Source organism: Geobacter sp., from assembly GCF_030834625.1.
GTDB lineage: Bacteria > Desulfobacterota > Desulfuromonadia > Geobacterales > Geobacteraceae > Geobacter.
The window spans coordinates 114009-136578 of sequence record NZ_JAUQXO010000027.1; the positions used below are offsets into that span (position 1 = coordinate 114009).

Genomic DNA, 22570 nt, shown 5'->3' on the forward strand with positions numbered 1-22570 from the left:
TCGCCCCCCCGACCGGCTGCCTATTCCCCGATGATCTTCACCAGTACCCGCTTGCGGCGCTTCCCGTCGAACTCCCCGTAGAATATCTGCTCCCACGGCCCCAGGTCGAGTTTGCCGTCGGTAACCGCAACCACCACCTCACGCCCCATGATGGTACGCTTGAGATGGGCGTCGGCGTTGTCCTCATACCCGTTGTGACGGTAGCGGGAGTAGGGCTTCTCGGGGGCCAGCCCCTCCAGCCACATCTCGAAGTCATGATGGAGGCCGGGCTCGTCATCGTTGATGAAGACGCTGGCCGTAATGTGCATGGCGTTGCACAGAAGCAGCCCCTCGCGGATGCCGCTCTCCCGCAGGCACTCCGCCACGGTCCCCGTGATGTTGATCAGCTCCCGCCGCTGCCTGGTCTCGAACCAGAGCTCCCTGCGATAGGTTTTCATGTGGATGCCCCTCCGTTACTCCCCATGGTGTTCATCCCAGCACCCTCCCGTAAAGTTCCCGGTACGCCACCGCCTCCCGCTCCGGCGAGAACCGCTCCTGCACCAGCCGGCTCCCCCGTTCACCGAGATGCCGGCGCAGCGCGTCGTCTTCCAGCAGCTGCCGCGCCTTGCGGAGGAACTCCCCCTCGTCCCGGTACAGGAGCCCGGTCTTTCCCTCCAGGACGATGGAGCGGTTCCCCTCGATGTCCGCCGCCAGGACCGGCCGGCCGAAGGCCATGGCCTCCAGCACGCTGTTGGCCATGCCACCCTCGAAGCGGGAGGTGTTGAGGATCACGTCGGCCCGCCGGTAGAGGGCACCGATGGCGTCTCGCCCCACCACCCCCAGGTAGCGGGCGAAGGGGTGGCGGTCAAGCTCCGCCAGGACCGTCGCTCCGTACTTTTCATCGAGGATCAGACCTGCCACCAGCAGCCGGACACGGGGTTCCTCCCGGTGAAGTTCCGCCAGGGGAGGCAACGAGAAGCCAACATTTTTGACCGGCCGAAGCCCTGCCGGGAGGAAGAAAACAAACTCGCCTGCCTCGAAGCGCTCCTCACCCCAGTGAAAATCGTCGCCGGGGAGCTCTACCCCCTGGGGGATGACCCGGGTCTTTTCCGCCAGGCTCGGATGGTGATCGGTAATGTGGTGTTTGACGCTGGCGTCGAAGGCGACAATGGCGGCCGCGTCATGGAGGACGGCAAGAGTCTCCTCCCGGCGGCCGTCCTCCAGGGCCTCGTAGACGTCGGATCCGGTCAGGGTGACGATGTAGGGGACACCGACGGCGCGGGCCACCTCCCGGGCCACCCGCCCCCCCAGATGGGCGTGGAAGGCGTGGATGACGGCCGGAGCTGCCTGCCGAATCCCGTGGAGGATGTCGGCGGCGGTCATGGCGTCGAGGGAGTAGACGGCCGCCTCGCACCCGGCGGCGGCAAGGTGCGCCGCGATGCGCCTGACGGTGACGGCGTTCCCCCGCACCGGCGGGGTATGGTAGGGGGTGATGAGGGCGATCTTCATGGTCGCGGAGAGCTCCTTTCGCGGCGTCGATAGTAGCCCGGCCGCGCCTTCGGATGCAAGGACAAAGCCCTTGCGCGGCTCCTTCGGCTCATGCTATTTTTTGTCGATATTTCACAGGGAATTTAAGCGCATGAAAATAACCATCCTCGGCAGCGGCACCTCCACCGGCGTCCCCATGGTCGGCTGCGGCTGCCCCGTCTGCTCGTCGAGCGACCCGAAGGACAAGCGGACCCGCGCCTCCATAGTAATCGAGACGGGAGAGAAGTACATCCTTGTGGACACCTCGCCGGACCTGCGGCGCCAGGCCCTGCGCCAGCGAATCCCCCACATCGACGCGGTGCTCCTCACCCACCCCCATGCCGACCACGTGAACGGCATTGACGACCTGCGCGGCTACCACTTCATCCACCGCCGGGTGATCCCCTGCCACGGCAGCCGGTCAACCATGGAAGCAATGCTCAGGAGCTTCTCCTACATCTTCCGGGGGCTGGAGGTTGCTGGCTACGCACCCCTCATGGAAGCCCACATCGTGAACGAGCCCTTCTCCCTCTTCGGCCAGACCATCGTCCCGATCCACCTCTACCACGGCTCCATGCCCGCCACCGGCTACCGGATCGACGGGGCCGCTTACCTCACCGACTGCAGCCGCATCCCCGAATCGTCCCTGGCGCTCCTGGCCGGCCTCGACCTCCTCATCATCGACGCCCTCCGCTACACCCCCCACGAGAACCACTTCAACATCGAGGGGGCCCTCAAGGTCGTGGAGCAGCTGAAGCCCAAGCGGGCCGTCTTTACCCATCTCACTCACGAGGTGGCCCACGGTGACGAGGCGCGGCTCCCCGAAGGGGTCGAGTTCGCCTACGACGGCATGGAGCTTGCTTTGTAGACCTATCTTGCATCTCACTGGGTAAAAGGTCCCCATGCACAAGGACATCCGCCTCCACGGACATATCGACGAACGGATCGAGTACTACGCCCTCGTGGCGGGCAAGGATGCCCACCGGCGCTACTTCTTCAACGCGGCCGAGGGCGACGGGGCGGAGCTCCGCTTCTTCTCCCCCGGCAACGAGTTCGTCATCGGCCCCGGCGGCATCAGGCACGAGGGGAACGGCGGCTCCTTCTGCGAGTACATGTTCGGCGTGGACCAGCCGGTGGCCGACCTGGCCAAGGGGGATGTCATCAACCGGCTCGTGGCCTACGGGGCCCGTTCCGGCGAGGAGGGAGGAAGCCTCCTTTTCAGCGAGCGGACCAGCGGCCACCTCGGCTTCGACAAGGTCTTCTTCGACGGCAATGCGGTGGTGAACTACTTCTTCTTTCTCGCCTCGGAGCGCCTCGGGGCAAGCCTCCGCCAGCAGCAGGAGGCCATCGTCCGGACAATCGGCAAGGCCCTCAAGCGCTCACCGGCCGTGGGCGCCCAGGACGAGAACGCCCTCACAGCCGAAGTGCTCGGGCTCCTGGACGATCCCGGCGCCCTCTTCTTCCTCTTCAAGCTGGTGAATGTCCATCACCGGGAGTACCACGACACCTTCCGCCGCCTCTATTTCGCCAGCAAGAAGATCTCCGATGAGGACTTCGCCGGGCTTTCGGCCATGGCCGACCGCCACGCCATCGACCGCTACCAGCAGGAACGGATCAGGATCGACGTCATGTACAAACATCCCGCCAACCAGAGGATCGTTGACGAATACCGGAGCATCCTCATCGCCTGCCACCGCAGGGGAGAGATAAGCGCCCTGGAGAACGCACGGCTCACCCGCCTCAAGACCCTGTCGGTGCGGAACAAGATTCCCGGCGCCCTTTTCTACGCCCTCGACGACATGCTGAAAAAGGACAGTAAAATCGTGGGCGCAGAAGAGCACGATTCCATCGCCGAGACCCGGCAGATCCTCGAAGGTCTTTTCCTGCACGAGCGGGAGATCGAGAGCGCCATCGACCGGGACGACCTGGTGAGGCTCCTCTTCGCCAAGAAGCGTGCGGCCGAGGTCAGGGACCACACCTTCGAGGAGATCCTCCTGGACGCCAGCAAGGGGTGCGACGAGAGGATCCGCGACGGGGCCGACATGGCGCTTCTGGAGGGATTCTCCCGGATCATCACCTATTTCGACCGCTACGACGCCGCCTCCCAGGTGGTGAACCAGCTCGCCTTCATGGAGAACGTGCGCGTCTCCGAGGAGATGCTCCGGAGCCTCCTGGGGAACCGGAACGCCTTCGAGGAGCTGAGACCGGGGCTCTTCGACGAACTCTTCATCGCCGGGCTTCTGGAGAACAAGTACCTGGGGCGCTACGGCCGCCGGAAGGTGACAACTCTGGTGGCGGGGCTTCGGCTCATCGAGGAGAACCGGCTCACCGTAGCCGCGCTGCTGGACGAACTGCTGGCCATCGACCGGGAAGAACGGCTCGCCATCGCCCTGCTCAACCACGTGCGGGACAGGATCAGGAACTTCTACTCCAACTACGCCACGCGGGACGACCAGGAGACCCTGGAGCGCGAGGTGACCGAGGATCTGCGCAACCGCAGGATCATCGCCGACCAGATCCCCGCCCGGCTCTTCGACGAGACCATCGTCACCATCAAGAAGGAGGCGGTCTACCTCCACAATCTTCTCCCCCTCATCATAACCCGCAAGGACAGCGCCCTGCGGGAAGACTTCCTGGAGAACTCCGGCCTGGACCGCTTCTACGTGGAGGAACTGGAGCGGGAATACTTCGAGCTGAACGGACTCGACATGGAGGAGCTGTACCAGATACGCAAAGGATTGAGTTGACTTCCCCTCCCCCCTTCCCTACACTGCCTCTGAGTACATTTTCTACACTCAGAGGTTTCCCATGGACACCATACCTGCACAGCTCGCCCAATTGCGGGACCGCATCGCCGGCTACGGCAAGGAAAACCTGGAGGAGATGCTCCACGCCGTTGCCGAAGGGGTGCGCCTCGTCTCGGGCCAGGACCGGATCCGCATCTACCTGGAGGACCTGACCCGCGGGGTTCTCTCCTGTGTCTACGCCTCCGGCCCCCTGGCCGACGATATCCGCGCGGTGAGCTTCCCCATCATCTCCCGCGAGGCGACGGTCTCCAGCGTCTTCGTCACCCAGTATCCGGCCGAATTCCGGCACGATCAGGCCGGCGGGAGCACCTTCGACAACGGTTTTGCCGAGCGGTTCGCCATCGGCATCTCCTCGCTTCTGCCGGTGGTGAGCCAGGGGAAGTCCATCGGCGTTACCTGCATCGACCGCTTCCAGCCGGGGGAACTCCTCCGGGGAAAAGGGAAGGCGCTCCTGGGCGAATTCATCACCTCCGTGGCCGACCGCCTCGACTCCGCCCGCATCTACCACCAGCAGCTGCTCCTGGCCCGGCGAGTGGAGGAGTACAAGAAGCGCGAGGCCGCCTCCTTCATGGTCCAATCGGCGGTGCGGCTCATCGACAAGCTGGTGCTCGCCTCGGTGCTCGTGCCGGTCACCGGCGACGACGGCACGGCACGGCTCGCCATCCTGGCCAGCCACTCGGAGGATCCAAAACTCAAGGCCCAGTACGACAAACAGGGGGAGATCGAACTGCGCCGGGGCACCTCCCTCATCTCCCGCTACCTGGACGACAACGCGGTCATCGCCGACGAACGGCTCCTTCGCCCCCTCTTTTTCCCCGACCTGACGCAGCACTCCCTCCAGAAGAAGGCCCTCACCGAGGAGATGGCGCTCCGCTCCCTCTACGTTGTGCCACGCTATGAGGCGTCGAGCAGGAAGGTCATCTGCCTCGTCAACTACTTCAGCAAAGAGCTCTACCGCTTCTCCGACTTCGAGATGGGGCTCCTCCAGACCCACGCCGAGATGGCCGAGCGGGCCGTAAACGAGATCGGCGGCGAGCACCTGGAGATCCGGGTCCTGGCCGAGATCACCGAACTCCTCCAGGAGCGCGCCGAAGAGCTCCAGCCCTTCCTCACCAAAGTCCTCTCCAAGGCAACGGAGCTCATCGGCGCCGACACCGGGAGCATCGCCATCGTGGAGGAGCGGGAGGGGGGGAAATGGCTCGTGGTGGAGGACGAGGAGGGGACCATCGTGGGGGCCAAGAACAAGGCGTGGCTCAAGAAGTACATCCCCCCCTTCCGTATTGGCGGAGGGGAGCTCCCCCCGGCAGAGCGGAGCCTCACGGGCTACGCGGCCTGGTCGAAGCAGCCCAGGATCATCGCCCACGTGGCCGAGGAGCAGCAGGGGGAGGGGTTCCACCGCTCCATGCACGAGCAGATCCAGAGCGAGATTGCCGTGCCGGTCGTCTGCGACGACGAGGTGATTGCCGTCATCTGCCTCAATTCCTTGAAACCCGCCTACTTCACCGAGGAACACAAGCGGATCCTCCAGATCGTCGACCGTCTCACCTCCCGGCACATCTCGGACCTGCAGCGGATCGAACGGCTCCAGAACGAGGTAACGAGGCTCAAGACCGACGTGGCCTACAAGGACCCCCAGATCTCCTCCTACCGCCTCGGCAATATTATCGGCAACAGCCGCAAGGCCCAGGAGATCGTCGATTTCATCGAAACCGTCTCCGTTCCCCTCTTCAACCGGATCACCCTCTGGTCCAAGAACGTCCTCCAGGAGGCCACCATCGGCCTCCCCTCCATCCTGGTCCTGGGGCAGACCGGCGCCGGCAAGGAGTTCTTCTTCAACAACCTCTACAACAAGCTGAACGAGATGTACCGGGAAAAGCTGAACCCCAGCGGCCAGCTGCCGGTGAAAAAGACCAACATCGCCGCCTACAGCGGCGAACTGACCTACTCGGAGCTCTTCGGCCACAAGAAGGGGGCCTTCACCGGCGCCTACAGCGACCGGAAGGGAATCCTGGAAGAGGCGGCGGGGGGAATAGTCTTCCTGGACGAGATCGGCGACGCCGACCCCAAGACCCAGGTGCAGCTCCTGCGTTTTCTCGACAACGGCGGCTTCGTGCGGCTGGGCGACAACCAGGAACGGTACAGCCGCGTCATGCTCGTGGCCGCCACCAACAAAGACCTGGCGGAGGAGATCCGGAAGGGGAACTTCCGGGAGGACCTCTACCACCGCCTCTCGGAGCTCTCGGTGCGGGTGCCCTCCCTTAACGACCGGCGTGAGGACATCCCCGACCTGGCCACCCACTTTCTCGGCAAGCTCTACCGCACCTACCGGGGCGACGAGCCCAAGGAGGACACCCCCACCCTTGCCCACGACGCCAAGCAGATCCTCATGAACCACCATTACCACGGCAACATCCGGGAATTGCGGAGCATCCTGCTGCGGGCGCTTTTCTTCCGGAAGGGAAAGATGCTCACCGCCGACGACATCCGCCGGGCACTGGCCGCCGGCATGAGGGAACTGCCCCCGGCCAACGCCTCCCAGGAGCTTAACGAGCGGCTGTCGTTGGAGATCATGCAGCGGATCGCCAACGGCGAAACCTTCTGGGAAGCGGTCTACGAGCCCTACTCCGCAAACGCCATCTCCCGGGATGTGGTGCGGCTCGTCATCGAGCGGTCAAAGGATGCGGCGGGCAAGGCCATGCCCCAGGTGGCCCGCTATCTCAAGGCGGTGAACGGCGACGTCGAGGAGAACGACGAGGAGCGGAGGAAGTTCTTCAAGTTCAAGAATTTTTTATACAAGACGGTGAAGATATGAGGGAGTGAAAAGAGGTCGCGTGCGTAAAGTAAAGTAAAGTAAAGTACCATTTTTTCTGTTACAGCGGATCAAGGCAACGGAAATGTTCTCGCTGCCTGCGCAAGCAGATAATATTCGTCCAGTTCCTGAATGAGAAAGTCAACAAAGGCGCGGTTTGCCCGGGAAAGATACGAATTTTTCTTCCACGCTATGTAGAGGTCCATAAAAAGTGGCGGATCACAAGATATGGCGGCTACTTCGGCATCACGTGCTACCACCATCTTGAGGAAAAACGCCAGCCCCAACTTCTCCTTGACCAGGCTCCGGATCAGAGAGTACAGATTCGATTCCGCCACCACCGCTGGAGTAATCCCTTCCCTGGCACACAACTCATCAATTAACTCGCGCAGGTGATACCCCTCCTTGTAGTGAATCAGCGGTTCTCCGAGCAACTCACGCAGCGCAACCTTTTTGCGTCCGGCAAAGGGGTGTCCGGCGTACACGCACGCAACGATCTCCTCCCGCAACAGGTGATGTGAGTCCAAGCCATCTGGCACTTCTCCGGCGATAACTCCTATATCCAACTCGCCGGACTCGATTTTGCGCTGGATGCTCCAGGCGCTGTCACCGGAGATGGAAATCTTGAGGCCCGGATGGCTCGACTTGAATGAAGAGATTATCTTCGGGAAGAAAAAACTGCTCAACATCGGTGTAAGACCAACTCGCACCTCTCCCTTGAGCAGTCCCCGGAGATCAGCAATCTCCTGTTTCGCGTTGCTGACTCCTTGCAGAATGCCCTGGGCATGGAGCAACAGCGCTTCACCCTCGGCTGTTAGCGATATTTTTCGATCCCTTCGATTGAACAGAAGCACGTCCAGTTCTTCTTCCAGCTTTTTGATGGCTATGCTGAGGGCCGGTTGAGCTATATGCAGTTGCTCTGCAGCCTTGGTAAAGCTTTCGCACGCCGCTACCCCCAGAAAGAATTTCAACTGCCGCACATCCATGGATTCAGCCCCCCGCCGTACTTATTCGAAATATATATGGCAACCATAAAAACAATATATTTTTCTTATATACATGCACTGCGTATACTTGACAACAGGTTACGGCGAAAGGGGCAATTATGGCTATCTATCTGGACTGCAACGCGACAACGCCGGTGGAACCGTCGGTGGCATCGGTAGTGGTGCGATTTCTGGAAAAGGATTTCGGCAATGCTGCCAGCCCTATCCATGATTACGGCGTGTTTGCGCTTGTCGCTGTGGAACATGCCAGGGGGCAGGTAGCCGAGGTGGTCAAGGCGCGCCGCGACGAGGTGATTTTCACCAGCGGCGCCACGGAGAGCAACAATCTGGCGATACTTGGGCTTGCCGACGCGGGACTAGGTCGCGGACGCCGCCATCTGATTACCACTACCATCGAACACAAGGCGGTGCTTGAGCCGTTTGAAGAGATGGCCCGGCTGGGCTTCGAGGTACAGATTCTGCCGGTACGGGCAGATGGCCGTTTTGATCCGCAGCGACTGGCGGACGCGCTTCGTCCCGACACGCTTCTTGTCTCAACCATGCAGGTAAACAATGAGACCGGTGTGCTCCAACCGCTGGCGGAGGTTGCGGATATTCTAGCGAACCGTGACATCTGGTGGCATGTCGATGCCGCCCAGGGGTTCGGCAAGGAATTGGAGCAGCTCCGCCACCCGCGCATCGATCTCATCTCCCTAAGCGGCCACAAGATATACGGCCCCAAAGGTGTTGGCGCCCTCATTGCCCGCAAGTATGACCGCCAATTCCCCCCGCTTCGCCCGCTGGTGTTCGGCGGCGGACAGGAGCAGGGGCTACGTCCCGGCACGCTGCCGGTTCCCCTCATTGCCGGCCTCGGAGAGGCGGCAAAGCTTGCGCTGCGAAACAACGGCGAGCGGATTGCGCACTGTCAGGCATTCCGCGAAAAGGCCCTGGCAACGTTCTCGGCGCTTGGCGCGGAACAGAACGGCGCTGAAGAATATACGCTGCCCCATGTACTCAATGTTTCACTGCCGGGGATCAATTCTGAACTGGCAATCAAAGCCCTAAAGAATGTTATCGCCGTCTCCAGCACCTCGGCATGCACCTCACATACTCATACGCCAAGCCATGTCCTGACGGCAATGGGGCTATCGTCCGAGAATGTGGAACAATCGATCCGATTGTCGTGGTGCCACATGACCCCTGAAGTGGACTGGTCTGAAGTGGGAACTATTCTCCGTGCGCGGCGCGGATAAGGAAGGCGGTGCGAAATGAACGACATATTCAGAGAACTGGAAGAGGTAACCGTTGAGCAGTATGACCACCACGATCTGCCGAAATGGCTCGCCGATCCCGTCCTTATGGTGGCGAGAAACCCCGAGAGCTATCAGGGGAAGGAGTATCTGGTCGAAATCCTCGTTGCCCAGGTCCGGGAGTACGATATCTACGCCGAAACAGGCTGCTGTAAATGGGCGTACGACCATGAAGACATCAAACGGACGCTGCGCTGGCTGGAGGAATAGGGATGACTGCATTTGAAGAACTGCAATCCGTTACTGAACAGGCCCGAAACGAACAGGATTTGCCGGATTATCTGGCGGAGCGCATCTTTTGGATCATTGAAAACCAGGACAGATTCCATGCCAGGGAAGCCGAGATAGACGATCTGGCGGAAAAGGTGGCGAACTACGACACCTACGGACAGACCGGTTATCTCGGCATGGGGGTCAACAATGACATTCTGGAAAAGACCTTGAAGCATCTGGAGGAAACAATATGATTCTGCATAGTCTTTCATGTGCTTTTTGATGCGTAACCACCCTGAATTATTGACAGGTCGGCAGTGGGAGGTAAACTTGATGCGTCCAGACAGCACAATAAGGCATTGAAAGGAGAAAGCAACATGGAAAAACTGTATCGGATCTTGAAATTCATGGTCTGCATCGGGCTGATGGCTGCTTTTCTGGGGTGCGCAGCCACACAAACAAAGCAAAGCACCGGAGGGTATATCGATGACTCCGTCATCACAACCAAGGTGAAAACCGCCATCTTTGAGGAGCCATCGCTGAAAACACTGCAGATCAATGTCAAGACGTTCAAAGGGACGGTTCAGTTGAGCGGGTTTGTCGATTCGGCGCAGAGCGTCAAGAAGGCAGGAGAGGTGGCGGGAAGCGTCGAAGGTGTCAAAGCGGTGGAAAACGACCTGGTTGTAAAGTGACCGCGTAGCCCGGCCGAATTCACGGCCGGTTCCGGCAGTCCATTTCGGCGCTGCAGAGGCAGCTGCGGGGGGAGGACATCATGCTCTGGACAATCTGCGTGATTCTGATAGTGCTGTGGCTGTTAGGTATGGTTTCGTCATATACGATGGGCGGCCTGATCCATATTCTGCTCGTCATTGCCATTATTGTGGTGCTCGTGCGGATCATCCAGGGGCGCAAGGTACTGTAGACGGCCCGGTTTTCCACGCGCTTCGGAGAGCATCGCATCCAGAATGCGAAAAGGCTGCATGGGCGATTGCCCTGCAGCCTTTTCTCGAGACGGTGTCGACCCGGCACTAGCCGGATTGTCAGGCAGGCGCGAACCTGCCTCAGGTGCTACAGCTATGTTTTGTGGACCGCTGTTTCGACCTGCGCCTCCTTTCGAACCTCGAATGCCTGCTCTTGATAATACTGATCGGCAGGCGCGGAAAAAACTTTAGAAAAAAATTGCATCACCCCCGCCGCCGCAGGTGCGCCACGAATTCCTCCCGCGTCATCTCCTTTTTCCTGACCAGGTGCTCCACCTGACGGCTGAGGGCGGTCTTCTCCCCCTCCTTCATGGCGTCCTTGACCAGCACGAAGAACGGAACGTTACGAACCTGGGGAAAGAGGCGGAAGCGCTCCATGAGCTCGAAGGCCGACATGTCGGGAAGCATCACCGAGCAAAAAACCATGAAGGGGCGGCCGATGGTGGCGAGGGCAACCGCCTCGGTGCCGGTGTAGGCATTCACCACCTCGAAGCCGAGGGAGGTTACCGCCTTGGCCAGGTGCTCTTCGCCCCGCTTTGACACCACCATGACCTGCAGGTCCCAGGTGTCGGCCTCCTCCGTGAGCCCGAGCACCGTCAGCTTCTTCATCAGGTAATCAGGGTCGACGGGGAGGGTGAAGAAGCCGGCGGCCCGGAACACCCCTCCCACCTTCCCCTCCTGGCTGAGGAAAACCGGCAGGATTGGCACGTCGCGGGTGGCCGAGTTGTTCTTGATGTCGAGTAGAATCCCCCACCCGTCCTTGGAGAACGGCGAGAGGTCAAGAACCACCCCGAGGGGCTTGCCGTCGGCAAAGTCGTCAATACCCCGGCAGACCACCCGGTACCCCGCGTGGGTCAGGTAATCGCGCACTTTCGCCGAACGTTCCTCATCACATCCCAATCCCATCAGCCAGATTTCGGGCTGTCGTTGCGTATCACTCATGGAATCCCCCGGACTGCGCACGTGAATTGTTAATGAGTAAAATAACAAATTTTTGCCCAACTGCAAGGGGAGGCCGCCACGAAAACGCCAAATCGTTGAAAACATGCGCCCCTTGTGTTAGCGTCACACGGTCGCAAAGACTTACGATTCAAGGAGGACACGACTATGCCGAGCACAGTCTATTTTGCCGATATGCGGGCCGGCCACGAGGAAAACCTCTTCACCAAGATCGGCAAGCTCATGATCCTGGCAGGGGTGAGGGAGCGGATCGCCACGGGAGATCTCGTGGCGGTCAAGGTCCACTTCGGCGAACGGGGAAACCACACCTTCATCCGCCCCATCTTTGTCCGGCGGGTGGTGGAAGAAATCAAGGGATGCGGTGCCAGGCCGTTCCTCACCGACTCGTCCACCCTCTATCCCGGCGAGCGGAAGGAGGCGGTCTCGGCGCTCACCTGCGCCATAGAAAACGGCTTCGCCTACGCAGTGGTCGGCGCCCCCCTTGTCATGTGCGACGGCCTCAGGGGGAACTCGGCAACCATGGTGGAGGTAGGCGGCGATATTCTCAAAACGGTTCCCGTCGGTTCCGCCATCGCCGAGGCCGACGCCCTGGTGGCGGTTTCCCACTTCAAGTGTCATGAGCTGACCGGATTCGGCGGCGCTCTAAAAAACCTCGGCATGGGATGTGCCAGCCGCCAGGGGAAGATGACCCAGCACTCAACCGTGGCCCCGCAAATCGCCGAGGAATACTGCACCGGCTGCTCCCTCTGCATCAAGGCATGCGCCCACGACGCCATCGCCATCATCGAAGGGAAGGCGAAGCTCGATGCAGCCCTCTGCACCGGCTGCAGCCGCTGCATCACTGTCTGCCCCACCAAGGCGGTCCAGATTCAGTGGAACGAGGCCGCTGATCTCGTCATGAAAAAGATGGCCGAATTCGCCAAGGGAGCCGTTGCCGGGAAGGAGAAGAAAACACTCTTCCTCAACTTCATCACCCAGGTCTCCCCAGCCTGCGACTGCTACGGCCACGCCGACGCACCCATCGTGAACGACATCGGTATCTGCGCCTCCACCGACCCGGTAGCCCTGGATCAGGCCTGCGCCGATCTGGTCAACAATGCCGTAGGGAACCAGAACACGGCCCTGGAAAGCGGCCACGAGCCGGGGGAGGACAAGTTCCGCGGTGTCCATCCGGATATTGATTGGGAAGTGCAGCTGGAACATGCCGAGAAGATCGGCGTGGGGACGCGGGAGTATGAGCTGGTGAAGATCTGAAGCCGCCAGGGCCCTTGCCCATGTCATCCCGGACGGCTATACTAAGAATAGTAATCGCCGGTTTCGGCTTGATACTAATGCCGTGGTTTCAATGAATTAGGGAATATTGGAGGGGAGATAAACATGAAAGCATTAATATTATCGGTGTTTTTGTTGGTGGCAATGATGGTTTCAACATCAAATGCAACTCTCTACACAAGAACTTTAGATGTTTCAACAGGAACCTTATGGATGGACACCGGGATACTTCTTTCTCCATCACTATCTGCCAAATTCTTTGGCGCCTTCGGCTCTTGGACTATTCGTGATGAGGAGTTAATTTACGGTTGGGCAGAATTTGGACCGGAAGGTCTAGATACGTCTGCATGGGGTGATGAGCAATTCCTAAATGACGAGTTTCTGAAGAATTATCAACATGGTCAGTTGATTGGATATATAGGTAATTTAATTCCTGCCATAGACTCATCAGATCCTTTAGACCTTATGGAACCTTTCAATCCTCTTGATTTTTTTGCCATAGGGACAGACACCATTATTAAGAGCGACCTGAGCGGTAATATCTGGTTGGGCTTTAACGATGACGCTTTTAGTGATGCAGTTGACGATAACAGAGGATTTGCAACAGTAAATATCGATGTGACTCCGATTGATTTACCCCCCATGGAGGTGGTCCCGGTTCCGGAACCCTCAACCTTGCTGCTCTTTAGCGCAAGCCTGATTGGCCTGGGCATTCTGAGGAGAAGAGCCAGTAGATAGCCTTTATGTGTACACTATGCACCAGGAGCGCTCCCGGGCAACCACGGCCAGCTTTTTGTCGGGATTTACCGCCACAGGATTCCCGAACAGCTGCAACATTGGGACATCACTGAACGAGTCAGCGTAGCAGAACGACTTGGAAAGATCTGCTCCTGTCAGGCTGGCAAGCTCCATTACCAGCCGGGCCTTCGTGTCGCCGTAATAATGCGCCCCTCGTATTCTCCCTGAAAGTTCTCCGTTTTCTTCATACAATTCAGTCGCGAAATATCGGTCAATCGGCAGATCAAGCTTGTTAATGAGTTGACTGACTACAAGGTCTAGGGCTCCGGTTAAAAGGACGTTTGTATGTCCGGCACGCCTGTGAGAGTCAAGTAATGTGTACGCGTGATCGGCAAGAAGACCCTTATGATAGCGATTAATGAAGACCTCAGCTAATTCTTTGAGACTCCTTTCTGTCATTCCCCGGAGATAATATTTGTTTCTTTTTACGGCAGCAACCGGATCAAAGGGCATCATGGCTAGAAAATAGGCCGCGTAGAACAGCAATGGGGTGAAGCTAAGCTTACCCTGTTCAAGCAGAAACTTGCCAAAGCCCCTATCAAGCGACACACCGGTAGTAAGCGTGCCGTCAAGATCGAAAACTGCAAGGATCTCACGCCTCATTATTTTCCTTAGGGAATATCAGGTTTTGGCTTTCATATATCACTGGAAGGCCACGAATAACACAGAACGCTACAGTCACATAGACAGTCCAGATGCCAATCCCCCTGAGGGACGTATGGTAGTCAGGATTAATCAGTCCCCCAGCGTTTGGCAAGTTAAGAGCATCAAGAAGAATCAGCATGAGGAAAGAAAGTATCTTCAAAAAATTTATCATCCCACGACTTAATCGTGATGTTACTATAAACCTGCCAAGTCTGGTTTTTTGCATAGATCGCTCACCGAAGGCGGTCATCCCTTGCGCCAAAGCCACACTACGGATACCATCAGTAACAAACCCCCTGCTGATTATTATTATGGGAATGGCAACCGGAATCACACCTCGAGTTGCAAAGAAAATCCAGTAGCAACTTTCGACTATACGATCCATGACTATATCAAAAACGCTGCCAAATTCGGATTCAACATTAAAGTGACGGGCGGCCATACCATCAAGAGCATCAAACACCATGAGAACAAAGGTAAGGAGTAATGCCCATATATGAAGCGATAAAGAATTTAAGGAGACGATATAGAGGGTGACATAGAGCAAAACAAGTCGAGAAAGAGTAATAATATTGGCTATCATCTATGACCGCCTTCAGCAAATAATCACTTTTTTAAATCCCACCAACCATACCAGTTCAAATAGACCACGCCCTTTGTGTCTGTGCGACCGGTCTCGTATTGCTGGTCAAACATGAATTCCACCCCAGTCCGAACAAATAGACCCTGCGGAAAGAATTTTTCTAGTGCAATGCCTACACCGGGTCCTACCGTGTTATTCCAGGGCGATGCCTGTTCATCCCATTTAAATCGAACGATGCCATAGGTATTCAGCATGATGTCATTCCACTTGAGCCAATACACTCCTTGCTCAATCCAACTATCAAAAATAGTGTTTTCTTTGGTATCTCCCGAAATTGGCATTTCATGTCGCAAGTCGCCCCATGTCTTCCCTGGATACCCTTCAATTGCATAGGCGGAAAGAGCTCCTGAGAAAAGAGTGACGGCCAAACTCGACACTATTATTAATCTGATCATTTCCTACCTCCTTTTAACTATCTGAATTGCCTGTTTTCCCCATGGCAGTGGAATTGAAAACGATGCAGCAGGAGCATATGGTAATCTTTCGTATCTTTTATTTTTAGTGAGCAGCGACTCAGCTGAATAATATTCGTCAAAAATGATGAAATCGGGCCGTTGCCGACCAACTATATCAAGACGGTCGCTGGACGAATATCTTGAAGTCGAAAAATACTTAGCATGAGGAAAACGTTCTCTCAAACCATACTGGTATAAAACCTCCGGATTCCCATAATCAGTCTCAAGGACGATAGTCATTCCATCAAATCCGTTGTTTTTCATATACGCCAAAACTGGTGACAAATTCGGGAATTGATGTTCAAGCCACCGTAGCTGATTCAATCCAAAAGCCCAAACAACTATTAAAACAAGAATGCAAAAAAAGTTTTTTACCCAATTACCTCTGGACTCCACGGAAAAGATGTTTCCCATATGGTCAACACCTATTGCTGCAGCCGGAACCACAAAAATGAGGGCAAATATGACATTTTTTTCTATTGACCGACTGTCACCTGTAAGCAAGTGAAGTAACAGAATGGGCAATGAAAAACAGAGCCACGTAATTACTGTTTTTCGCCATTGCACATTTTTGTGGTAAAAGCCGAATATTGCCAATAAATATGGAATAGCCAACCAATAATATATTCTGCTACCTATATCACTAGCACTTAAACGGCCCTGACGATAGAGACCTGAAGTACTCCCAGAAAGACTTCCTAAAGCTGGAATAAATGCTAAATACAAATAAACCGCAATCATTACTATAAATGGCAGAAAAAAATATGGGAAAAATTGCTTTGCTTGGTTTTTCTTGAATATATAAACCATGAAAGGAAGCCAGAATATGGCAACCGTATACTTTGTTATTCCTGCTATAAACAGAGTGAGTGCTGACAAAAACAAAAAATGTTTTCTCTTATTATTGCTTGTATCTTGTAAACTCAGAATTGTCGTCAAATAAGATACCGAAAGGAATAAAGCAGCTACTATATCGTAAGTAGCCAGCTTTGAAAGATAGACACACGTACCAGTACTCATCAAAATAATTGCAGCAAAATAACCCACTTTCTGAGAATATAACTTATAAGTCGAGACATAAACGCTGACAAGAAGAAGCATCCCAAAAAAAGTGCTGACTAATCTGGCTCCATTCAGCCCATAAGCCATATCTCCAAGGTAAACAAATATCGGCTGTATAAAAACTGATCCAGTGTGCTGCGGACAGAGTGGGCATGGCTGACGTTCTACAATTTGCTTTCCCATCTCCAACATCAGTGCTTCATCATGCGATGGAGAATTATAACCAATATCCCATGAAATAAATAAGACGTTACATATAAGTATTAGCCAAAGTAGCTTATGGTTATGGAATACGCCAAAAGTCATCCTTGTACAAATCCCCCAATTTTATCTGCAATAGCAAGTATATGTTTAACTTCCGTCTTGGACGATTCATCAAGCCTTACGCCATAGAGATGCTCTAAAAAATCACCATTTTGTTGTAGTACTTCCCGAACGACAACTCCTTTCAGGAACAGGCTTTTGCTGCCGAGGATTACCTTTGCAATGATAGTGTTCCCAACTTCAAGTGCGTCTATGATTGCCAGCAAAACCCCTGTTTCGGATACATCCTTGAGAACGCAGTAGGTTTCTTTGTCTCCAATTGTTATGGATACCGGAAGGTAGCCCAGCGCACGGTAAGCACGTTCCAAGGCATTCCGATCGCCCATTAAACGTCGCTCAATATAGGTTTTGTAACGGGTTCGTAGCTCTTTCATATACTTCACAACTGCAGCTTCATGAAGATAATGGGTCAGAAAGTCTTTCACGTCAGGCGACAGACCACTGAATCTTACTCCCAGTTGAGATATGGGCTGATCGTCGCCAGGGATACTTTTCAAATGCATGACGTTCCCTGTAGCACGGAGGCTACTGCCAGGCGTCATCAACTCCATTGAAAGCTGATTACCTGAAGGAATCTGCCCAATGCAGATCAATGATGCGCCGTGTTCGGTAAGGTTGTCCGCAACAGCAAATTGGTAGAGTTCATTCTCACGACTATTTGCTTCTGAAGCGTAAACCTCTTCCCTCTTATACTTGACAAGTATTGCGTCGGGCATCCTGAAAGCACTCCGACGTTGAAAGAGCTTCTTGTAGTCGTATTGGATTATGGCCATAGCCAACCCGCTGTTATAAAGGGCCCAGAAGCAGTTCACCGCTATGATGAAATTATCTTGACGCCCTCCGAATATTACCTGAATGATCGAAAAGATAATTGCCACAAAACTGATCATGAAAACAAGGGCTTGTGGAATTATCAGTCCATAGGGAGTTCGTTCATTTTTGTCTTCACCTTTTGGTGTTACTTTGAATTCATTACGTGATTTACGGAACATGAAAAGCCATAGGGACTTCAGGTACGTAAAAAACTTCCCCATACTTTGTTGCTCAAGCATGAGCTGGCCACCATATCCCCTGCCCATTTCATTGAATGCAAAGATTGAGATGAGGAAATAAGGAGCAAAATGGAGCAAATAATTAATATCAAGCGCTCGCATAGGAAGCACACCCGTAAAGAGGGCGATCGGCGGCGTGAGGTAAAATACGATCTTCTGAAGTCCTTCAAGCGGATACGTCATGGACGAAATATAGCTGATTCGTTGAGGCAAGGTTAAGCCACGAACAAAAAAAGGATTCGCTTTGAAGAAAATCTGCCAGTTGCCTATCCCCCATCGCTGCCGTTGGATATGAAATGGCAGAATAGTTTCAGCAGCAACTCCATAAGCGAGATTTTCATTGTGATAGACTGATGACCATCCTTTGGCATGTAGGTGAATTGATGTCAGCATGTCCTCTGTAATCGAAACTTCTGCAAAACCTCCCACATCGTCAAGCGCCTTGCGCCTTAAGAGGGCACAACTGCCAACGAAGTACGCCGAGTTCCAATAGTCTTTTCCTGGTTGGATAACTGAAAAAAACAGATACTGCTCACCCCAAATTGTTTTCTTTTTCCTGTCTGTCCTGTGCTGGAACGAGTCAATATTATAAAATTCTTGAGGAGTTTGAACGAATGCAATCTTTTCATCCCGGAGATAGCCGATAGTCCGGTCAATAAAGTTCGAGAGAGGAACGTGATCTGCATCGAAAATTGCGATGAATTCCGCTGAAGAATGCTTCAACCCGTAATTCAGGTTGCCTGCTTTGGCACCACGGTGGTCCTCACGAGCAAGATAGACGCAGCCCAACTCCTCGCATAATGCCTTTACCTCGGGACGGTTCCCATCATCCAGGACCATCGTCCGATGGGGGTAGCGGATTTTTGTGCACGCGATGAGCGTTTTCCGGAGAATTGCAGTAGACTCGTTTTTGGTTGGGATGAAGATATCGACCGTGCGATTCTGTAATGGGGGTGGGCTCACACGAACAGGGATCTTCCAGACCATGAAGTAAAGCAAGATTGTCGTCAGTGTACCGTAGAGTTCCGCGATAAAGAGTGTCCAGGAGAATACTAGGGCATTCGGGTTGAAGGTCTCCGATACACGCCAGTAGAGGTAATAAAACGATACTGCAATAGCAATAATGGCAACCAGACGCCTAACTCGTTCCACTCGCGTGTTGATAATTTCCATGGTGTAGCTCTCTCCTGAATCTGTCACCGTTTGTTAAAGAACAGATTGCGACCCCATTAGGGGTCATTATCGATTGTGGGGACAGTGAGTATTTAGAAATATGCTGCTAAGGTGAGATGGCAGAGGTCCGGACACCCGACGGGAGGAATCAACCATCTTTCCTTGTAGTTGCTGCGAGCGCCAGGCTGCCGATTCATTTCAAGGCCTTAAGAATAAGCCTCATCAAGTGTCCGATTGTCAAGCATATGTATGCATTTATTTCAATATGCTGCGCTAATCTCAATACTAATTTTTGCAATCAAACGGTCTCACCTCTAACCCCTTGAGAGCGCTCCCTGCAACCTATCAGCAGAAAAAAGGCCCCGAAGGAACATCCTCCGGGGCCTTTTTACATCTGAAATTATTTTCTACCAGCTACCCCTTGGACCACGCCAAATCAGGCACCACCAGCGGTATTGCAACTTCCTGATCCCCTTTCCGCTCCCCGAATTCCACAAGCTTCCAGCAATCAGTGCGGGCGAGGAGCTCGGTGACGAGGCGGTGGTTCATGTCGTGGCCGCTCCTGGTGGCCTTTACGTGGCCAAGTATCGGGTAGCCGGCCAGCGTCAGGTCACCCACGGTGTCGAGGATCTTGTGGCGGACAAACTCGTCGGCAAAACGCAGTCCCTCGGGGTTCAGGACCCCGTCGTCACCGATGACGATGGCGTTCTCCAGGGAGCCGCCCCGGGCCAGACCGTTAGCCTTGAGCATCTCCACCTCGGCCAGGAAACCAAAGGTGCGCGCCGGGGCGAACGCGGCGGCAAACCCCTCCTCGTCGAACCGCATGGTCAGGTACTGGTTCGCCACGGCCGGGTGGTTGAAGCGCATGTCGAAGGAAATCCTGAAGTACCGGGACGGGATGATAGTGACCTTCTTGTCGCCGTCGGCCACGGTGACCGGCTTCTTCACCACCAGATACTTTTTCGGCCGCGACAGAATCTTCACGCCGGCCCGTCGAATGGCCGCCACGAAGGGTGCGGCGCTCCCGTCCATGATCGGCACCTCGGCGCCGTCGATGTCCACGTGGGCGTTGTCGACGCCGCAGGAGGCAAGGGCCGCCATCAGGTGCTCCACCGTGGAGACCGTGGCGCCCCCCCTGCCGATGGTGGTGCTGAGGCGGGTATTGACCACGTTGGCGGCGATTGCCTCGATGGATACGGCGGGGGCGAGGTCTACCCGGTGGAAGACGATGCCGGTCCCCGCCTCGGCAGGGCGAAGTGTCACGGTGGTTTCCCGGCCCGAATGGACCCCGATGCCGGTGAAGGTTACTTTGTCTTTCAGCGTCTTTTGCAAGGCCATGGCGGGCTCCCGGAAAGTTATTCAGCATGCTTACTTTCCTTCTACTGAGCAACTACCGGGCCAACCGTAACAAAACACATATATTCAATTTTTTCTGCTAGTTACAAAATAAAGACCCCATTTCCTGCGGGACGGCGGCGCTACCGATGTGGTTCGTGCGCAACGGCCGATGTTGCATTTCTGCAACAATGGCAACGCCGCTACAGTCTCCCGGAGCGGATAATGGCGATGACCCACCAGAGGCCGATGAAGCCGGCGATGGTGTAGCCCATGAAGGCGAAGACGGGGAACTCGAAGATCTTCGGCCCCTTGTCGGTCTGCATGACGATGGAGGAGCCAATGATGAGGGCGGCGATGATGAGGCTGGAGGAGAGGCGGTTGATCGACCTGTCGAAGTCCTTGAGGGCCCGGTCGAGCCCCCGGTGCTCCAGGTCGATCTTGAATTTGTTGCGGTTGATCCGGTTGAGGAATTCCTTGAGGTCTCGGGGGAGATTGCGGAACAGGGTCACGTAGGAGAAGAGGTGGGAGCCCATCTCGCGCATGAGATGGTTCGGCGAAACCCGTTCCCGCATGGCCTTTTTCATGAAAGGACGCAGGTGCTCCACCATGTCGAAAGCGGGGTCCAGCTCCCGCCCCATCCCCTCGATGGCGATCAGGGCCTTGGCCAGGAGCATCAGATCGGGCTGGAAGCGGATCTGGTAGGTGGTGATCACCTCCAGGAACTCCAGGAGCACACGCCCCACCTCGATCTCCTGGAGCGGCACCTCGTAGTAACTGTCGATGAGCCCCGACAGGTCCCGCCTCAAGGCCCGGGTGTCGAGGGTGTCGGTGATGTCCCCCGAGTAGAGGAGCAGCGAGATCACCTCGTCCACGTTCCGCTGGAGGATTGCCAGGAGGAGATCGGTCAGGTACCCCTTGAGCTGGGCGTCGAGCCGCCCCACCATGCCGTAGTCCAGAAGGCAGATAACGTTGTCGGGGAGGATCAGGACGTTGCCCGGATGGGGGTCGCCGTGAAAAAAGCCGTGGGTGAGGACCATCTTGAGGAAGGCGTCAGAACCGCGCAGGGCGATGAGCCTGCGGTCGAGGCCCGCCGCCTCCAGGGCAGGAGTATCGGAGACCTTGATCCCGTCGATATACTCCATCGTCAGGACTCCGCGGGCGGTCTGATCCCAGTGGACCGTGGGGAAGTGGAGGGTCGGGTCGCCGGCGAAGTTCTCGGCGAACTTGCCGATGGTGTGCCCTTCGCGGGAAAAGTCCATCTCCCGCCGGATGGTCCGGGCGAATTCCTTCACGAGCCCCACGGGGTCGTAGAGGTCGCTTCCGGGGAGATGCCGCTCGGCCAGAACCGCAAGCCCCATCATGGCGTCGATGTCGGTCTCCACCATCCCCACCACGCCGGGACGCCGGACCTTGATGACCACCTCCTCGCCGGAGACGAGCCGGGCCCGGTGGACCTGGGCGATGGAAGCGGCGGCCAGGGGCTCGGGATCGATGAAGGAGTAGCACGCGGACGGCTCGCGCCCCAGATGCTTGCGGATCTGATTCTCCACCGCCTCGAAGGGGAACGACGGGACCTGGTCCTGGAGCTTGGCGAATTCCTGGATGAAGCTGCGGGGGATCACATCGGGACGGGTGGAGAGGATCTGACCGAGCTTGACGAAGGTAGGTCCCAACTCCTCCAGGGCAAGACGCATCCGCTCGGCCGGCGAGAGGAGGGCAAGCTCAGACGCCGGCCGGCGGAAGAACTTGCGTCCCCGGGCCACGAACCGGGAGAGCCCCATGAGCTCCAGGGCATGGTCGAAGCCGTACTTGAAGAGGACCCGGACGATCTGCCGGTAGCGCCTCAGGCTCCGGATGTTGCGGTTGATGTGGATGAAGCTCAGCATTCAGTGCCGGGGTCGGTGCTGGCGAGCTTCGCCTCCAGGGCCTCCACCCGCTTCACGAGGCGGTCGTACTCCTCGCGGGGGACGAGGCCGAACCGCTCGATGGCCCGCTTCACCTCCATGTCGGCCATCTCGCCGACGCGCTCCTTTGCATCCTTGGCCACATTCTGGAGCTTCTCCAGAATCGCTTTCCCCTCGTCCTCCCCCACCTTGTATTTATCCTTCAGTTCAGTCACAAACTCCTCGGCCTTCTTCTGGGAGAGGGACATGACCCCCAGGCCGGCCAAAATCGTTTTCTCGATAAGTTCGATCATCGTCGGATCCTCCTTAATGGTCAGTTATCACACGGATTAA

Annotated in this window: 22 protein-coding genes; 10 read left to right on the forward strand and 12 right to left on the reverse strand. The window is 56.1% G+C overall.

Annotation, left to right across the window (positions count from 1 at the left end):
- Positions 1-20: 20 nt before the first annotated feature.
- Together RCH91_RS07380 and RCH91_RS07385 are read right to left on the reverse strand one after the other, a co-directional pair.
- Positions 21-437: a secondary thiamine-phosphate synthase enzyme YjbQ gene (locus tag RCH91_RS07380; protein ID WP_306533984.1), complete on the reverse strand. Its 417-nt coding sequence runs from the start codon at positions 435-437 to the stop codon at positions 21-23.
- A 31-nt stretch (positions 438-468) separates the two neighbouring features.
- Positions 469-1488 (reverse strand): GPMC system family 4 glycosyltransferase, encoded by a 1020-nt coding sequence (locus RCH91_RS07385; protein ID WP_306533985.1) that lies wholly within the window; start codon positions 1486-1488, stop codon positions 469-471.
- Positions 1489-1618: 130 nt separating this feature from the next.
- Here RCH91_RS07385 and RCH91_RS07390 point away from each other — a divergent pair, with 130 nt between their 5' ends.
- The 3 genes from RCH91_RS07390 (at position 1619) to RCH91_RS07400 (ending at position 7125) form a co-directional block, all read left to right on the forward strand.
- Positions 1619-2374 (forward strand): GPMC system MBL fold metallohydrolase, encoded by a 756-nt coding sequence (locus RCH91_RS07390; RefSeq protein ID WP_306533986.1) that lies wholly within the window; start codon positions 1619-1621, stop codon positions 2372-2374.
- 34 nt (positions 2375-2408) lie between these two features.
- Complete coding sequence (locus tag RCH91_RS07395) at positions 2409-4253, forward strand: TIGR04442 family protein (RefSeq protein WP_306533987.1); 1845 nt, start codon at positions 2409-2411, stop codon at positions 4251-4253.
- Between the two features lie 61 nt (positions 4254-4314).
- Complete coding sequence (locus RCH91_RS07400; protein ID WP_306533988.1) at positions 4315-7125, forward strand: GPMC system transcriptional regulator; 2811 nt, start codon at positions 4315-4317, stop codon at positions 7123-7125.
- 68 nt (positions 7126-7193) lie between these two features.
- Here the strand turns inward: RCH91_RS07400 and RCH91_RS07405 are convergent, their stop codons facing one another.
- Positions 7194-8108 carry a LysR family transcriptional regulator gene (locus RCH91_RS07405; RefSeq protein ID WP_306533989.1) on the reverse strand — a complete coding sequence of 305 codons (915 nt, stop codon included), beginning with the start codon at positions 8106-8108 and terminating at the stop codon, positions 7194-7196.
- Between the two features lie 119 nt (positions 8109-8227).
- Here RCH91_RS07405 and RCH91_RS07410 point away from each other — a divergent pair, with 119 nt between their 5' ends.
- The 5 genes from RCH91_RS07410 (at position 8228) to RCH91_RS07430 (ending at position 10553) form a co-directional block, all read left to right on the forward strand.
- Positions 8228-9361, forward strand: a complete 1134-nt coding sequence (locus RCH91_RS07410; RefSeq protein ID WP_306533990.1) for a cysteine desulfurase family protein — start codon at positions 8228-8230, stop codon at positions 9359-9361.
- Between the two features lie 15 nt (positions 9362-9376).
- Positions 9377-9628: a GSU3529 family protein gene (locus RCH91_RS07415; protein ID WP_306533991.1), complete on the forward strand. Its 252-nt coding sequence runs from the start codon at positions 9377-9379 to the stop codon at positions 9626-9628.
- A 2-nt stretch (positions 9629-9630) separates the two neighbouring features.
- Positions 9631-9885, forward strand: coding sequence for a GSU3529 family protein (locus RCH91_RS07420; protein WP_306533992.1), 255 nt, complete (start codon positions 9631-9633; stop codon positions 9883-9885).
- 123 nt (positions 9886-10008) lie between these two features.
- Positions 10009-10323: a BON domain-containing protein gene (locus tag RCH91_RS07425; RefSeq protein ID WP_306533993.1), complete on the forward strand. Its 315-nt coding sequence runs from the start codon at positions 10009-10011 to the stop codon at positions 10321-10323.
- Positions 10324-10403: 80 nt separating this feature from the next.
- Complete coding sequence (locus RCH91_RS07430; RefSeq protein ID WP_306533994.1) at positions 10404-10553, forward strand: lmo0937 family membrane protein; 150 nt, start codon at positions 10404-10406, stop codon at positions 10551-10553.
- A gap of 262 nt (positions 10554-10815) precedes the next feature.
- Here the strand turns inward: RCH91_RS07430 and RCH91_RS07435 are convergent, their stop codons facing one another.
- Entirely contained in the window at positions 10816-11553 is a 738-nt protein-coding gene (locus RCH91_RS07435; protein WP_306533995.1) for a response regulator, read from the reverse strand.
- Positions 11554-11718: 165 nt separating this feature from the next.
- Here RCH91_RS07435 and RCH91_RS07440 point away from each other — a divergent pair, with 165 nt between their 5' ends.
- A complete protein-coding gene (locus RCH91_RS07440) occupies positions 11719-12825 on the forward strand; it encodes a DUF362 domain-containing protein (RefSeq protein WP_306533997.1) in 1107 nt (368 codons plus the stop codon).
- Between the two features lie 123 nt (positions 12826-12948).
- Entirely contained in the window at positions 12949-13581 is a 633-nt protein-coding gene (locus RCH91_RS07445) for a PEP-CTERM sorting domain-containing protein (protein ID WP_306533998.1), read from the forward strand.
- Positions 13582-13584: 3 nt separating this feature from the next.
- Here the strand turns inward: RCH91_RS07445 and RCH91_RS07450 are convergent, their stop codons facing one another.
- From RCH91_RS07450 to RCH91_RS07485, 8 genes are all read right to left on the reverse strand, one after another.
- Entirely contained in the window at positions 13585-14244 is a 660-nt protein-coding gene (locus RCH91_RS07450) for an HAD family phosphatase (RefSeq protein ID WP_306533999.1), read from the reverse strand.
- Complete coding sequence (locus RCH91_RS07455; protein WP_306534000.1) at positions 14234-14869, reverse strand: CDP-alcohol phosphatidyltransferase family protein; 636 nt, start codon at positions 14867-14869, stop codon at positions 14234-14236. Before RCH91_RS07455 ends, RCH91_RS07450 begins: the two co-directional genes overlap by 11 nt.
- A 23-nt stretch (positions 14870-14892) precedes the next feature.
- Positions 14893-15324, reverse strand: a complete 432-nt coding sequence (locus RCH91_RS07460; protein WP_306534002.1) for a hypothetical protein — start codon at positions 15322-15324, stop codon at positions 14893-14895.
- A gap of 3 nt (positions 15325-15327) precedes the next feature.
- On the reverse strand, positions 15328-16752 hold the full coding sequence (locus RCH91_RS07465) for a glycosyltransferase family 39 protein (RefSeq protein ID WP_306534003.1): 1425 nt from the start codon (positions 16750-16752) through the stop codon (positions 15328-15330).
- Positions 16749-18995 (reverse strand): glycosyltransferase, encoded by a 2247-nt coding sequence (locus tag RCH91_RS07470; protein WP_306534005.1) that lies wholly within the window; start codon positions 18993-18995, stop codon positions 16749-16751. The genes RCH91_RS07465 and RCH91_RS07470 overlap by 4 nt, the downstream gene beginning before the upstream one ends.
- 414 nt (positions 18996-19409) lie before the next feature.
- Positions 19410-20333: a UDP-3-O-acyl-N-acetylglucosamine deacetylase gene (lpxC, locus tag RCH91_RS07475; protein ID WP_306534006.1), complete on the reverse strand. Its 924-nt coding sequence runs from the start codon at positions 20331-20333 to the stop codon at positions 19410-19412.
- 200 nt (positions 20334-20533) lie between these two features.
- Positions 20534-22219 (reverse strand): AarF/ABC1/UbiB kinase family protein, encoded by a 1686-nt coding sequence (locus RCH91_RS07480; RefSeq protein ID WP_306534007.1) that lies wholly within the window; start codon positions 22217-22219, stop codon positions 20534-20536.
- Positions 22213-22530, reverse strand: a complete 318-nt coding sequence (locus tag RCH91_RS07485) for a phasin family protein (RefSeq protein ID WP_306534008.1) — start codon at positions 22528-22530, stop codon at positions 22213-22215. The genes RCH91_RS07480 and RCH91_RS07485 overlap by 7 nt, the downstream gene beginning before the upstream one ends.
- Positions 22531-22570: the final 40 nt, after the last annotated feature.

What these genes read in the sequence shown, in the direction of transcription:
- RCH91_RS07380 (WP_306533984.1), bottom strand. Translation starts at nt 437, where the DNA reads ATGAAAACCTATCGCAGGGAGCTCTGGTTCGAGACCAGGCAGCGGCGG.
- RCH91_RS07385 (WP_306533985.1), bottom strand. Translation starts at nt 1,488, where the DNA reads ATGAAGATCGCCCTCATCACCCCCTACCATACCCCGCCGGTGCGGGGG.
- RCH91_RS07390 (WP_306533986.1), top strand. Translation starts at nt 1,619, where the DNA reads ATGAAAATAACCATCCTCGGCAGCGGCACCTCCACCGGCGTCCCCATG.
- RCH91_RS07395 (WP_306533987.1), top strand. Translation starts at nt 2,409, where the DNA reads ATGCACAAGGACATCCGCCTCCACGGACATATCGACGAACGGATCGAG.
- RCH91_RS07400 (WP_306533988.1), top strand. Translation starts at nt 4,315, where the DNA reads ATGGACACCATACCTGCACAGCTCGCCCAATTGCGGGACCGCATCGCC.
- RCH91_RS07405 (WP_306533989.1), bottom strand. Translation starts at nt 8,108, where the DNA reads ATGGATGTGCGGCAGTTGAAATTCTTTCTGGGGGTAGCGGCGTGCGAA.
- RCH91_RS07410 (WP_306533990.1), top strand. Translation starts at nt 8,228, where the DNA reads ATGGCTATCTATCTGGACTGCAACGCGACAACGCCGGTGGAACCGTCG.
- RCH91_RS07415 (WP_306533991.1), top strand. Translation starts at nt 9,377, where the DNA reads ATGAACGACATATTCAGAGAACTGGAAGAGGTAACCGTTGAGCAGTAT.
- RCH91_RS07420 (WP_306533992.1), top strand. Translation starts at nt 9,631, where the DNA reads ATGACTGCATTTGAAGAACTGCAATCCGTTACTGAACAGGCCCGAAAC.
- RCH91_RS07425 (WP_306533993.1), top strand. Translation starts at nt 10,009, where the DNA reads ATGGAAAAACTGTATCGGATCTTGAAATTCATGGTCTGCATCGGGCTG.
- RCH91_RS07430 (WP_306533994.1), top strand. Translation starts at nt 10,404, where the DNA reads ATGCTCTGGACAATCTGCGTGATTCTGATAGTGCTGTGGCTGTTAGGT.
- RCH91_RS07435 (WP_306533995.1), bottom strand. Translation starts at nt 11,553, where the DNA reads ATGAGTGATACGCAACGACAGCCCGAAATCTGGCTGATGGGATTGGGA.
- RCH91_RS07440 (WP_306533997.1), top strand. Translation starts at nt 11,719, where the DNA reads ATGCCGAGCACAGTCTATTTTGCCGATATGCGGGCCGGCCACGAGGAA.
- RCH91_RS07445 (WP_306533998.1), top strand. Translation starts at nt 12,949, where the DNA reads ATGAAAGCATTAATATTATCGGTGTTTTTGTTGGTGGCAATGATGGTT.
- RCH91_RS07450 (WP_306533999.1), bottom strand. Translation starts at nt 14,244, where the DNA reads ATGAGGCGTGAGATCCTTGCAGTTTTCGATCTTGACGGCACGCTTACT.
- RCH91_RS07455 (WP_306534000.1), bottom strand. Translation starts at nt 14,869, where the DNA reads ATGATAGCCAATATTATTACTCTTTCTCGACTTGTTTTGCTCTATGTC.
- RCH91_RS07460 (WP_306534002.1), bottom strand. Translation starts at nt 15,324, where the DNA reads ATGATCAGATTAATAATAGTGTCGAGTTTGGCCGTCACTCTTTTCTCA.
- RCH91_RS07465 (WP_306534003.1), bottom strand. Translation starts at nt 16,752, where the DNA reads ATGACTTTTGGCGTATTCCATAACCATAAGCTACTTTGGCTAATACTT.
- RCH91_RS07470 (WP_306534005.1), bottom strand. Translation starts at nt 18,995, where the DNA reads ATGGAAATTATCAACACGCGAGTGGAACGAGTTAGGCGTCTGGTTGCC.
- lpxC (WP_306534006.1), bottom strand. Translation starts at nt 20,333, where the DNA reads ATGGCCTTGCAAAAGACGCTGAAAGACAAAGTAACCTTCACCGGCATC.
- RCH91_RS07480 (WP_306534007.1), bottom strand. Translation starts at nt 22,219, where the DNA reads ATGCTGAGCTTCATCCACATCAACCGCAACATCCGGAGCCTGAGGCGC.
- RCH91_RS07485 (WP_306534008.1), bottom strand. Translation starts at nt 22,530, where the DNA reads ATGATCGAACTTATCGAGAAAACGATTTTGGCCGGCCTGGGGGTCATG.